The organism is Collimonas arenae, from assembly GCF_001584165.1.
Lineage (GTDB): Bacteria > Pseudomonadota > Gammaproteobacteria > Burkholderiales > Burkholderiaceae_D > Collimonas > Collimonas arenae.
The window spans coordinates 1,919,967-1,932,795 of the sequence record NZ_CP013233.1; the positions used below are offsets into that span (position 1 = coordinate 1,919,967).

Below are 12,829 nucleotides of genomic sequence, written 5' to 3' on the forward strand. Positions count from 1 at the left end.
GACTGTTAATTTTATTGAAGGACGGATTTTACCGCGGAGACGGCACGTTCGACATCGTTCTTCGTCATCACATTGAACATCGGCAGTGACACGATCAGCCGGCCGACTCTTTCCGCCACCGGGAACATGCCTTCCTTGAAGCCGCGCGCCCGGTACATGCTGAGCAAATGGATCGCAGGATAGTGGTAACCGATGCCGATGCCGCGCTCTTGCATCTGCTCCATGAACGTAGCGCGTGCTGGTTTTCCATCCTTGCGTTCCGGCAGCACCAACTGGAACATGTGCCAGTTGCTGTTGTCGAAGTCGGGTACCGGCAACTGAGCGCCGTACTTGGCTTCAAAGTCGCTGCCGAAGCAGCTGAAATAATGCTGCGCCAGCTCGCGCCGATGCGCGGTGATGGCTTCAATATGCGCAAACTGTCCGAGGCCGATGGCTGCTGCAACGTCGGTCATGTTGAATTTCCCGCCTAGCACATCGACATCAAGGCCATCGAAGCCGCTGCGGGTAACGCCTTGCAAGCGGTATTTTTTCCGCCAGGCGCGCTTCCTCGGCATTGTTCAACACCAGGCAGCCGCCTTCAGAAGAAGTGATGTTCTTGTTGGCCTGGAAGCTGAACGAGACAAAGTCGCCGAAGGAGCCGATGCGCTGGCCGTTCCAGGTCGATCCCAGCGCTTGTGCCGCATCTTCGACTACGCGCAGATTGTGTTTCTTCGCCAGCGCATACAGACGGTCCATGTCGACTGGCAAGCCCGACAAGTAGACCGGGATGATGGCCTTGGTGCGTGGCGTAATCGCGGCTTCAACCTGGGCCAGGTCGATGTTGCGAGTGATCGGATCGATATCGGCGAACACCGGCGTGGCGCCGGTCTCAATAATCACGTTGGCGGTGGCAACCCAGGAAATCGGCGTCGTGATGACTTCGTCACCGGCGCCGATGCCGGCGATGCGCAGCGCGATTTCCATGGTGCAGGTGCCGGAATTGAAAGTGCGCACCAGGCGGCCGCCGAAATACTCCGACAACTGCGCTTCGAATGCCTGCACCTTGGGACCGCTGGTAATCCAGCCGGAGCGCAGGACATCGCCGACGGCAGCGATGGTGGCTTCATCGATGGTGGGTTTGGCAAACGGCAGGAATGGTTGTTGGCTCATGTTGTTTGTGGATTCCAATGTGAATTTGGTGGAGCGATCTACAGCTTTTCTTTATGGAGTTAGCTGCGGGTCAGCAATACTACGCCGACGATGATGATGCCGATGGCAAGCAAGCGCTGTGCCGAAATCGCTTCACCCAGGAAGTACCAGGCGCCGACGGCGCTGATGATATAGCCCATCGATAGCATCGGATAGGCGATCGTGACGTCGACTCGCGACAAGCCGATGATCCAGACCCCACTGAAATCACGTAGCAGGTCAGGCCGCCCAGGATTGGCAGTTGCGTTGCCAGCTTGATGCCGGTGGCAAACCAGTTTTGCGGCGTCAGATGGATCACGCCGATCGCGTTGGTGCCGGCCTTCAGCAGTAGCTGAGCCACGGCATTCAGGCAGACGCCGGCGAGGATGAAGGCAAAGGTTGTGATGTTCATGGATATGGTTGTTATTGGCTGCTTATTGGCTAATTATGGGACAGATGGCGCCGCCGCCGAGGCGGCAGGCGCTGCCGGGGATTCAGCTGGGGCTGGGCAGTTGCTGGAGTCGCTGGCGCCGCCGGGGACCGACGCAGCAGGAACGCCCAGGTTAGTCACGACCACACGGCGCGGATCTTCAGCGATGACCCGCATCGGCACGCCACGCTGTACCAGGTCGCGGTAGTTTTCCGGACGGATGATGGCGATGTCCTTCTTGCCGGCGGCCTGGTCGGCAGTCCATTTGACGACAAACGCATCAATGGTTGGAATCCACAGTTGCGGTTCCTGGCCAATGCCGAATTCCAGTTCATCCTTGTGCTGAACCATGGTCATGGTACGGCGCAGATAGAACGGCAAAGCCTGCTCGTATTTGCCAACCACATACAGCGTGGTTTGCGGCGTTATTTCGGCGTTGATGGCGGGCACCATGTCAATACCGGCCGAATAACGTCCCTGCGGATCGTGACCGTACATCAGCAATTGGCCGCCGATGAAACCGCTGGCGGCGAGGGCAACAATCGCCCATTCCCGTTGTCGGCGCACCAGCAGCAATGCCGCGATGGCGCCGATGAAGGCAACCACGGAGGCGCCGAACACCCATGGCACATGCGCTTGCAGCAGTGGCAGGGAATAGGCATCCTTGGCCAGCGTTGGAATCTTCGATGACAATGCCAGGCCGATGACGGCCGGGAGCAGAAGCAGCAAGGCCGACGCCTGTACCGACTTGTTGCTGGCGTTATCCAGGTGGCATGCAATCAGCAGGGCCAGCGCCGGGAAAATCGGCAAGATGTACGACGGCAGCTTGGAATCGGAAATGCTGAAGAACACAAAAATGAAGATGCTCCAGATCAGCAGCATCTTCTTCGGCTGGAAGCCGGACGCCGCGCTGCGTTCGTGGGCGCCGTTCCACAAACTTTGGAACAGTACGCCAAGCCATGGCACGATGCCCAAGATCAGGATCGGTACGAAATAATACGGTGGGCCATAGCGGTTATGGATCTTGCTGGTGAAACGCTGGAATTGTTCGTGGATGAAGAAGAATTGCAGAAACTCAGGATTCTTCATCGAGATCAACACAAACCACGGTGTTGTGATGATAAAGAACAGGAGCAGGCCCAGCACCAAGTGGAGTCGCTTCCAGATCGACCAGTCGCGTGAAAACAGCGTGTACAGCACCAATACCGCGCCCGGGATCAGCAAGCCGATCAAGCCTTTCGACAAGACCGACAGCGCCATGCCGGCCCAGCACAGCAGCATCCAGTTGCGTTGTTCGCTGTGGCTGATGTCGCTGCGCTGCGCCAGCAACAGCGCGCACAGTGCGATCGTCATCATGCCGGATAAACCCATGTCGAGCGTGTTGATGTGGCCCAGGCCGGCCCACAGGAAGCTGGAGCCGAGCACCAGCGCTGCGTAGAAGCCGATGCGTGCAGAGAATATGCGGGTGCCGGTGAATGCCACCAAAACGACGCCGAGCAGGCCACACAAGCCGGTCCACAAACGCGCCTGCCATTCGCCAAGGCCGAACAGTTCAAACGTGATGGCGTTCATCCAGGTTTGCAGCGGCGGCTTCTCGAAATATTTGAGTCCGTTCAGCCGCAACGTGATCCAGTCGCCGGTGGCAACCATTTCACGCGCCATTTCGGCGTAGCGGCCCTCATCGGTAGGCACCAGGGTGCGCGCGCCGAGCATATAAAACCAGATGATGCAGAACAGCAGGAAAAGCAGCCAGACGAAAGTTTTTGATTTGTGCAGTTCACGCATCTTGGGCGGTTTCCTTGTCGGTATTGAAAATCAGGGCCAAAACGACTTTGCGTCCTTCGGCCATCAAAATATTGTAAGTACGGCAAGCGGCCTGGTTATCCATGCATTCGACGCCGATGCGGCGCGCCGTCAGCACGGTGGTCAGTTTCGGGTGGACAAAACGCTGCCGCAGGCCGGTGCCGAGGATCACGACATCGGGCCGGGTGCTGTCTATATGCGCGAAATGTTCGGCCGTGAGAGCGTCGAATCCATTGACCGGCCAGACCACTGGCGCCGATTCGGGCAAGACCAGCAGGCTGTGCTCGTAACGGGTCGCATTGATTTCCACGCCATGGTCGTCGTAGGCCGTGACGGTCTGGTATTGCTGGGTCGGAGTGGTATGTAGCTTCATCGCATTATCTTTAATTAGTTGGGGCAAGGCCTGCAGCCATATAAAAGCGGCGCCTGACCTCGTCACGCAAATAGTTGTCTGGTCATGTTCAGAGTAAAGATCAAGATAGCTCTAAAAACCAAGGATAGACCGAGGATGACCTGCAAATTTCCATAAAGTGGAAAATAAAGTGCTGCATTGTAGCGTTTTCCGCTGGAGAGCTTGCGTTATTGATTGATAAAACCTCACGCTTTCGGCAGAATGGGTGGTTCGGGCGGTGATTTGTGCACCGCCGAAAAGCTGTCCGGAAAGTCGTGAAATAAGCCTGGAGTGGTCCTGGGGCTGTCCTTACAAGGGGTAGCTGCTTGCATTTGCTGCGGCACACGTTTAAATGCGTGACGATAATCATTTTCCAGACAGCTTTTTAAAGCTCGACAATGTTGCGTAAAATACAAGGATTGTACTGTGCGACCGATTCAAAAATCGAAGAAACTGGATGATGTCTGTTACGACATCCGTGGCCCTGTGCTGGAAAAAGCGCGGCAAATGGAAGAAGAAGGCCACAAGATCATCAAGCTGAACATCGGCAACCTGGCGGTGTTCGGTTTTGAGCCGCCGGATGAAATTGTGCAGGACATGATCCGCAACATGGGCAATGCGTCCGGGTATACCGATTCCAAAGGCATGTTCGCACCGCGCAAGTCGGTGATGCATTATTGTCAGCAGAAGCGCATTCAGGGCGTCACGATCGATGACATTTACCTGGGCAATGGTGCCTCGGAGCTGATCGTGATGAGCATGAACGCCTTGCTCAACACCGGTGATGAAGTGCTGGTGCCATCACCCGACTATCCGCTCTGGACCGCTGCCGTCAGCCTGTCCGGCGGTACGCCGCGGCATTACATCTGCGACGAGCAGGCGGGTTGGTTCCCGGATATTGAAGATATCAAAAAGAAAATCAATTCGAACACGCGCGCAATCGTCGTCATCAATCCGAACAACCCGACCGGCGCCTTGTATCCGGTGGAGTTGCTGCAGCAGATCGTCGAACTGGCGCGCCAGCATCAACTGATCATTTTTGCCGATGAGATCTACGACAAGGTGCTGTACGATGGCGAGGAGCATACGTCGCTGGCGTCACTGGCGGACGATGTGCTGTTCATTACCTTCAACGGCCTGTCGAAAAATTATCGGTCCTGCGGTTATCGCGCCGGCTGGATGGTGGTCTCGGGCGAGAAAAACACGCCAAGGGCTATATAGAAGGCTTGAACATGCTGGCGTCGATGCGCCTGTGCGCCAATGCGCCGGGCCAGTATGCGATCCAGACTGCGCTGGGCGGTTATCAGAGCATTAATGATCTGGTCGGGCCAAACGGCCGTTTGACGCGGCAGCGCGACATGGCGTACAAATTGCTGACCGATATCCCGGGCGTGACTTGCGTCAAGCCGAAGGCAGCGCTGTACATGTTTCCACGTCTCGATCCGAAGATGTATCCGATCAGCGATGACCAGGATTTCGCCTACGAGCTCTTGGCAGAACAGCGGGTCTTGATCGTGCAGGGGACGGGTTTCAATTGCCCGACGCCGGATCACTTCCGCGTGGTGTTCCTGCCGAACACCGATGATCTGGCCGATTCAATGGGACGCATTGCCAATTTCCTGGAAGGGTATCGCCGGCGTCACGGAACGGTTTGACGGTTGCAAGGCAGTTTTTTTATTCAATTTTTTCACAGACAGCAGAGAACATGAAATCCATCAAGGTAGGTTTGCTTGGCATAGGTACGGTCGGTTCCGGCACGTTTAACGTATTGAAGCGCAATCAGCAAGAAATTGCAGCGCGCGCCGGGAGAGCTATTGAAATTACGATGGTGGCCGATCTCGATACCGAGCGCGCCAAGAAGCTGACCAATGGCGAAGTGGCAGTCGTCAACGACGCCAATCTGGTCGTCAACAATCCCGATATCGATATTGTCATCGAGTTGATCGGCGGTTACGGCATCGCCAAGGATCTGGTGCTGAAGGCGATCGCCAACGGCAAGCACGTGGTGACCGCCAACAAGGCCTTGATCGCGACCCATGGCAACGAGATTTTCAAGGCGGCGCAAGAAAAAGGCGTGATCGTTGCGTTTGAAGCAGCGGTAGCCGGCGGTATCCCGATCATCAAGGCGCTGCGTGAAGGCCTGACTGCCAACAGCATCCAATGGATCGCTGGCATCATCAACGGCACTACTAATTTCATCCTGTCCGAAATGCGCGACAAGGGTCTCGACTTTGACGTCGTGCTGAAGGAAGCGCAACGCCTCGGCTACGCCGAAGCCGATCCGACCTTCGATATCGAGGGTGTCGATGCTGCCCACAAGCTGACTATCATGGCTTCGATCGCATTCGGTATCCCGGTGCAGTTCAGCAAGGCGCATGTGGAAGGCATCACCAAGCTGCAGGCCACCGACATCCGTTACGCCGAACAGCTCGGCTATCGCATCAAGCTGCTGGGTATCACCAAGCGCACCGCCGGCGGCATCGAGCTGCGTGTGCATCCGACGCTGATTCCGAGCGCGCGCCTGATCGCCAATGTTGAAGGTGCGATGAACGCGGTGCTGGTACGCGGCGACGCGGTTGGCGATACGCTCTATTACGGCAAGGGCGCCGGTGCCGAACCGACTGCTTCGGCAGTGATCGCCGATCTGGTCGATATCACACGCCTGGCAACCGCCGATCCGGAACATCGCGTGCCGCATCTGGCGTTCCAGCCGAATGCGATGGCCGATACGCCGATCCTGCCGATGGCCGAGATCACCACCAGCTACTACCTGCGCATGCATGTCGCCGATCAACCCGGCGTGCTGGCCGATGTCACGCGCATTTTGGCAGACTCGTCTATCTCGATTGATGCCATGCTGCAAAAAGAACCGGCGGCAGGTGAGACCCGTACTGATATCATCATGCTGACGCACCAGACCCAGGAAAAAAATGTCGAGGCGGCGATTGCCAAGATAGAAGCCCTGGCGACGGTGGTCGGTACGGTAACCAAAATTCGACTGGAAGAACTGGGTTAATCGCCCATTGCAAGATTGTCGCCAAAACGCGTTCGATATTCGGTGGTGCGCCGTAGGTTGGCGTGCTACGGTCGTCGGACGCATTCTAAGGAGAGTGTATGCGTAAGTTGTTGATGGCTGTTTGCCTGGTATTGCCTGTCGCTGCGTTTGCCCAAGCCGATCCTTGCTGTCGCAGAGCACCACTGCGGACATGAATTCGTGCGCCAAGACCGAGTTCGACAAGGACGAAAAGACCTTGAACGACACGTACCAGCAACTGCTCAAGCAGATCACCAAGCCTGACCAGGATGGGGTGCGCTACGGTGAGGTAAAGAAGAAACTGATCGAAGCGCAACGGGCTTGGGTCAATTTCCGCAAAAAGGATTGCGATGCCGTCTACACTTACAACGAAAGCGGAACCATCCGCACGCTTGAGTTCCTGGGATGCATGCGTGCTCACACGGTTCAGCGCACCAAAGAATTGAAGAACTTCATCGTCGAGAAATAATCGCCCGAGGAAGCTTTTCGCATCCGGTAAAAAAAACCGTTGCAGATGAGATATCTGCAACGGTTTTTTTATTGGAGGCAACCTGATTGCTATTCGAGATTTTGCACCTGCTCACGCATTTGATCGATCAACAGCTTCAATTCCATCGACGCATCCGCCAATTCCTTGATCGCCGCTTTGGAGCCGACGGTATTGGCTTCACGATTCAATTCCTGCATCATGAAATCCAGGCGCTTGCCGACCTGGCCACCCTTTTTCAGGATATGGCGGGTTTCGCTCAGATGTGCTGCCAGTCTTGATAACTCTTCGGCAATATCGATACGGATGCCGTACAGCGTGACTTCCTGGCGAATCCGGTCCAGTGCTTCTTCGCGCGACAGGCTGGAGTTGCTGTTGTCCTGTTGCGCCAGTCCAAGCGCTTCCTGCATGCGTTCAATAGCTTTCTGCTGGAATTGCGCGACCACCTGCGGCACCAATGGCGTAATCCGCTGCACAATAGCTTCCATGGCATCGATGCGAGCAATCAGCACGGCTTGCAGGGCTGCGCCTTCGCGTGCGCGCGATTCGACGAAGGCTTCCAGGGTTGCGCTCATGGTGGCCTGGATATCGGCCTGCAGCGTGTCCTGGCTGATGACAGCTTCTTCGATGACGCCTGGCCAGCGCAACAACTCATTGACGGTCAGCGGCGCCGCTTCGATGAATTGCTGGCGCACCGCGCTTTGCAAATCGGCGAGGGAAGCCAGGAGCGTTGTGTTCAGTGCTTGCGATGCGCCGGAGGCGGTCTTGCGCCCGAAACTCAGGCGGCATTCAACTTTACCGCGAGCAATGCGACCAATGATCGCTTCCCGCAACGCCGGTTCCAGCGAACGCAGGTCGTCGTTGATGCGGAATTGCAGGTCGAGAAAGCGCGAATTGACGCTCTTGATTTCGATGGTAATCGTGCCCGCGGCAGTTTCGCGATTGTTGACGGCATAGCCGGTCATGCTACAGATAGTCAAAATGCGTCCTTTGTTTCTGGGTTGCAAGGGTTTTTCTTTACAAGTCAGCGATTTATCAAGACAATCGCTACACCATTGACTAGGGTAGGATCGCATGGCCGCACAAAACAATGCTCCATTGCCTGACGGGCTGAAAATTGCTGGATACCGCATTGTAAAGAAGATTGCATCGGGTGGGTTCAGTATTGTCTATCTGGCATACGACGAGGACGGTAACGCCGTCGCCATCAAGGAATATCTGCCGAGCTCGTTGGCATTACGCCAATGGGGAGAGCTGGCGCCGGCAATTTCGCCGGAAAATCTGCCGACTTTCCGCATCGGCCTCAAGTGCTTTTTCGAAGAAGGCCGCGCCTTGGCGCGCATCGCGCATCCGAACGTGGTGAGCGTGATCAACTTCTTCCGCGCCAATGAAACGGTGTACATGGTGATGGCCTACGAATCCGGCCGCTCGCTGCAGGAACACATCCTGCGCCGCCGCGACAAGGGTGAGAAGCCGCTGGTGTCGGAGAAATTCATCCGCAAGATGTTCCGTCATGTGATGAACGGTTTGCGCGAAGTGCATACGCATAAACTACTGCATCTGGACCTGAAGCCGGCCAATATTTATCTGCGCGCCGATGGTACGCCGATCCTGCTGGATTTTGGTGCTGCCCGCCAGACCCTGCGTTCCGATTCGCCGAAACTGTACCCATGTATACGCCAGGTTTTGCGCCAGCCGAATTGTATGAGCGAAATGGCAATCTCGGACCGTGGACCGATATCTACAGCATCGGTGCTTCGATCTTCGCATGTATGGTCGGCGCGCCGCCGCAGCCAGTGGACCAGCGCAAGGTCAACGACAAGATGGAAGGACACTTCCGCAAGCTAGAAGGCTTGTATTCGCCGGAACTGATCCAGGTAGTACGCTGGTGCCTGATGATCGATCCACTGCAACGGCCGCAAAGCGTGTTTGCTGTACAGCGCGCCTTGATGGAGCCGGTGCAGGAAGAGGAGGTCAGCGTGCGTGATATGGTCACGCGCAAGATCCGCAGTGTCTTTTTCACACACATCCAATTCCGTAAGAAAGCTACCGACGGTCCGGACACGACGATTCAGGAAAACACCATTTAATACGGTTCGCTGGATCGCTGCACCGTTAAATTTCCCTGTATTTTTTGCTGCATTTTTAACAAGCGTCACGTTAATAGAGTTTTCATGCGATTTTCTGTTTATCAAGAAAGCCACATCGGCGCCGCAAGGTCAACCAGGACCGGATGGGCTACAGCTTCACGCGCGACGCCTTGCTGCTGCTGCTCACCGATGGCATGGTGGCCATCTGCACGGTGAGATCGCAGCCAATATCGCGATGCAAACCATCGGCTCCTTGTTCCAGAAAAGCGCCAGCCCTATATCAAGAAGCCGGAGCGTTTCCTGGAGGACGCGTTCTACGCTGCCCACATGGAAATTCATCGTTACCGGATGTCCACAAGTTGTCGGAAACGCCCGCACCACGGTTGTGGCGTGCCTGATCCAGCATAACAGCGCATTCTGGGNGCACTGTGGCGATTCGCGCCTGTACTGGATGCGCAACGGCCAGATCCTGGCGCGCACCCGCGATCATTCGCGTATCGAGAGCCTGATCGCCCAGGGCAAGGCCGATCCTTCCGAGCGCGCCACGCATCCAGATCGCAACAAACTGTTCAACTGCCTCGGCGCCACCAACATGCCGATCGTCGAACTGTCGCGGCGTGTCAGTCTGCAGGNCGGTGATGTGATGCTGTTATGTTCCGATGGACTGTGGTCAATGTTGCCGGATCATGTGCTGGCGCAGCGTCTGCAAACCAGCACCATCGTGCGGGCGGTGCCGGAGCTGGTCAGCAACGCACTTGGGATTGCCGGCAAAACCAGCGATAATATTACTGCTCTGGCAATGGCCTGGGCAGCGACCCGAACATGGATGACTCTTCCAGCTCAATCGTCACCCATACCTTGCCGATCGGTAGCCTTACCACCACCATCCAGGCACCGCGCTTGGCGCCGTAGACGCACCGGATGGCTTTACCGATGCCGATATCGAAAAGGCCATCGCCGAAATCCGTGGCGCCATCGAGAAAAATATTTAAAGCATTTGCCGGGCATCAGGTAGGGCAGGCAAGTTTTTTGCCCACGCGTTGCCGCGACGATCAAAGCAAATTGCGTACAGGTCATGCGTGGGCGAGACGTGCTCACCCGACATAAAACAGATTGAATTTTAAGGAATGAATTGAACATGCTCCCTATTACCCGTCCTAGCGGCCGCGCCGCCGATGCGTTGCGCACAGTGCGCCTGACCCGCAACTACACCAAACATGCGGAAGGCTCGGTGCTGGTCGAGTTTGGCNNGTCGAGTTTGGCGATACCAAGGTGATCTGTACCGCCAGCCTGGAAGAAAAAGTCCCTGGTTTCCTGAAGGGCAAAGGGCAGGGTTGGTTGACTGCCGAGTACGGCATGCTGCCGCGTTCAACCAACACCCGTATGGATCGCGAAGCGGCACGCGGCAAGCAATCCGGCCGCACCCAGGAAATCCAGCGCCTGATCGGCCGCTCGCTGCGCGCGGCATTTGATCTGCAGGCATTCGGCGAACGCACTTTGCATCTGGATTGTGACGTGATCCAGGCGGACGGCGGCACGCGCACGGCATCGATCACCGGCGCAATGGTTGCCGCTTACGATGCTTTTGTGAAACTACAGGATAGCAAGGCAATTGCGGCGATTCCGTTGAAACACTTCGTGGCCGCGATTTCAGTGGGCGTCTATCAGGGAACCCCGGTACTGGATCTGGATTATGTTGAGGATTCGGGTTGCGACACCGACATGAACGTGGTCATGACCGATGCCGGCCATTCATTGAAGTGCAGGGTACAGGGTAGCTCGACCGCCCGACGCTGAACAGCCTGCTGGACCTGGCGCAGGGCGGTATCGGCGATCTGATCCAGTTGCAGAAGCAAGCATTGGGCCTGGCTGCTTAGGGTGTAGCGGCGGGTATAAAAGCCTGCCCACCCTGCTGGCGTCATCGATAGCGAGCGTGTAAGCGATATAATCCTGTCCATGTATATCGATTCCCACTGCCATATCAATTTTCCGGAGCTGTCCGCCAGGATGCCGGAAGTCCTCGCCAAGATGGCGCAAAACCAGGTCACGCATGCACTGTGCGTATCGGTCGATCTGCCCGATTTTCCGCAAGTGCTGCAACTGGCCGAAACCTATCCGCACATCTACGCATCGGTCGGCGTACATCCCGATTATGAAGACACGCCGGAACCCAGCGTCGACGATCTGATCCGCCTGTCAGACCACCCTAAAATCATTGCGATTGGCGAAACCGGCCTTGACTACTATCGCCTGCAAGGGGATCTGGAATGGCAGCGTGAACGCTTTCGCCGCCACATCCGCGCCTCGCGCGCCACTGGCAAGCCATTGATCATCCATACGCGTGCCGCGTCCGAAGACACCATTCGTATCATGCAGGAAGAGGGCGCAGGCACCGATGCCGGCGGCGCCGGCGGCGTGATGCATTGCTTTACCGAATCGCTGGCTGTGGCCGAAGCAGCCATCGCGATGGGTTTTTACATTTCGTTTTCCGGGATCGTTACTTTCAAGAGCGCCAAGGAATTGCAGGCGGTGGCGCTGGCGGTGCCGCTCAGCAGCACGCTGATCGAGACCGATTCACCTTATTTGGCGCCGGTGCCGCATCGCGGCAAGATGAACGAGCCGGCTTGGGTCATGCATGTCGGCGAGTTCCTGGCGAATTTGAAGGGCGTGCCAGCATCGGAAGTGGCACAGCAGACCACCGATAATTTTTTCAACTTGTTCAAACTGGCAAAGGATCAGACGCATGCTTAACCTGCAAAGTCGTTCGCGCTCTGCGGCACTATTTTTACTGATGTTGCTGTTGGCGCTGGCATGCTTGCCATCCCTGGGGCACGCAGACAATGGCTCCGATGCCTTTTTCAAAGCAATCAAGCTGGATGATGAGCGCGGCATGAAGAGTTTGCTGGCCAAGGGCGTCAATCCCAATTTGGTCGACAAACAGCGCGGCGAAACCGGGTTGATGGTGGCGTTGCAGGAAGATTCAATGAAGGTTTTTGACGTTCTGATCAATGCGCAGGGCATCGATCTCAACTTGCGCGCGCGCAATGGCGACACGGCCTTGATGATTGCTTCGTACAAGGGCAAGGTCGCCGCGGTCAAGGCTTTGCTGGACAAGGAGGCCGAGCCGAACAATACCGGCTGGACTGCACTGCATTATGCGGCTGCGATCGGTAACGATGAAATTGTGCAGATGCTGCTGGATGCCTCTGCCTATATCGACGCCGGTTCGCCCAACAACACTACGCCGATCATGATGGCGGCGCGCGCCGGAAAAATCATGACAGTCAAACTGCTGCTCGACAGCGGCGCCGATGCTACCTTGAAAAACGATGTCGGCATGAGCGCCATCGACCTGGCGCGGAAATTCGATCACAACGACATCGCCGACGGCTTGACCAGCCGCCTCAAGCAGGCCGGCAAGCTATAA

7 protein-coding genes and 5 pseudogenes are annotated in these 12,829 nt (G+C 56.4%); 7 read left to right on the forward strand and 5 right to left on the reverse strand.

Annotated features, from left to right (window positions below):
- Positions 1-11 precede the first annotated feature (11 nt).
- The 4 genes and pseudogenes from CAter10_RS09070 to CAter10_RS09085 all read right to left on the reverse strand — a co-directional run bounded on the left by CAter10_RS09070 (position 12) and on the right by CAter10_RS09085 (position 3,773).
- Positions 12-1,149, reverse strand: a pseudogene (locus tag CAter10_RS09070) (DegT/DnrJ/EryC1/StrS family aminotransferase).
- A 59-nt stretch (positions 1,150-1,208) separates the two neighbouring features.
- A pseudogene (locus CAter10_RS09075) lies at positions 1,209-1,579 on the reverse strand (EamA family transporter).
- Between the two features lie 33 nt (positions 1,580-1,612).
- A complete protein-coding gene (locus CAter10_RS09080; protein WP_061533160.1) occupies positions 1,613-3,382 on the reverse strand; it encodes a glycosyltransferase family 39 protein in 1,770 nt (589 codons plus the stop codon).
- A complete protein-coding gene (locus tag CAter10_RS09085; RefSeq protein WP_061533161.1) occupies positions 3,375-3,773 on the reverse strand; it encodes an Mth938-like domain-containing protein in 399 nt (132 codons plus the stop codon). The genes CAter10_RS09080 and CAter10_RS09085 overlap by 8 nt, the downstream gene beginning before the upstream one ends.
- Positions 3,774-4,298: 525 nt before the next feature.
- On the opposite strand from CAter10_RS09085, the pseudogene CAter10_RS09090 reads away from it, so the two are divergent.
- The 3 genes and pseudogenes from CAter10_RS09090 to CAter10_RS09100 all read left to right on the forward strand — a co-directional run bounded on the left by CAter10_RS09090 (position 4,299) and on the right by CAter10_RS09100 (position 7,294).
- Positions 4,299-5,446: pseudogene (locus CAter10_RS09090) on the forward strand (pyridoxal phosphate-dependent aminotransferase).
- A 50-nt stretch (positions 5,447-5,496) separates the two neighbouring features.
- Entirely contained in the window at positions 5,497-6,807 is a 1,311-nt protein-coding gene (locus CAter10_RS09095) for a homoserine dehydrogenase (RefSeq protein ID WP_061533162.1), read from the forward strand.
- 163 nt (positions 6,808-6,970) lie between these two features.
- Positions 6,971-7,294, forward strand: coding sequence for a lysozyme inhibitor LprI family protein (locus tag CAter10_RS09100; RefSeq protein ID WP_061533163.1), 324 nt, complete (start codon positions 6,971-6,973; stop codon positions 7,292-7,294).
- A gap of 89 nt (positions 7,295-7,383) precedes the next feature.
- On the opposite strand, the gene CAter10_RS09105 is transcribed toward CAter10_RS09100, so the two are convergent.
- Positions 7,384-8,292, reverse strand: coding sequence for a YicC/YloC family endoribonuclease (locus tag CAter10_RS09105; protein ID WP_231879246.1), 909 nt, complete (start codon positions 8,290-8,292; stop codon positions 7,384-7,386).
- A gap of 94 nt (positions 8,293-8,386) precedes the next feature.
- Between CAter10_RS09105 and CAter10_RS09110 the strand changes: the two are divergent.
- From CAter10_RS09110 to CAter10_RS09130, 4 genes and pseudogenes are all read left to right on the forward strand, one after another.
- Positions 8,387-9,402 (forward strand): annotated as a pseudogene (locus CAter10_RS09110) (serine/threonine protein kinase).
- Positions 9,403-10,540: 1,138 nt separating this feature from the next.
- Positions 10,541-11,279: pseudogene (gene rph / locus CAter10_RS09120) on the forward strand (ribonuclease PH).
- Between the two features lie 79 nt (positions 11,280-11,358).
- Positions 11,359-12,153 carry a TatD family hydrolase gene (locus tag CAter10_RS09125; protein WP_061533165.1) on the forward strand — a complete coding sequence of 265 codons (795 nt, stop codon included), beginning with the start codon at positions 11,359-11,361 and terminating at the stop codon, positions 12,151-12,153.
- Positions 12,146-12,829 (forward strand): ankyrin repeat domain-containing protein, encoded by a 684-nt coding sequence (locus CAter10_RS09130; protein ID WP_061533166.1) that lies wholly within the window; start codon positions 12,146-12,148, stop codon positions 12,827-12,829. Before CAter10_RS09125 ends, CAter10_RS09130 begins: the two co-directional genes overlap by 8 nt.

What these genes read in the sequence shown, in the direction of transcription:
- CAter10_RS09080 (WP_061533160.1), bottom strand. Translation starts at nt 3,382, where the DNA reads ATGCGTGAACTGCACAAATCAAAAACTTTCGTCTGGCTGCTTTTCCTG.
- CAter10_RS09095 (WP_061533162.1), top strand. Translation starts at nt 5,497, where the DNA reads ATGAAATCCATCAAGGTAGGTTTGCTTGGCATAGGTACGGTCGGTTCC.
- CAter10_RS09085 (WP_061533161.1), bottom strand. Translation starts at nt 3,773, where the DNA reads ATGAAGCTACATACCACTCCGACCCAGCAATACCAGACCGTCACGGCC.
- CAter10_RS09130 (WP_061533166.1), top strand. Translation starts at nt 12,146, where the DNA reads ATGCTTAACCTGCAAAGTCGTTCGCGCTCTGCGGCACTATTTTTACTG.
- CAter10_RS09125 (WP_061533165.1), top strand. Translation starts at nt 11,359, where the DNA reads ATGTATATCGATTCCCACTGCCATATCAATTTTCCGGAGCTGTCCGCC.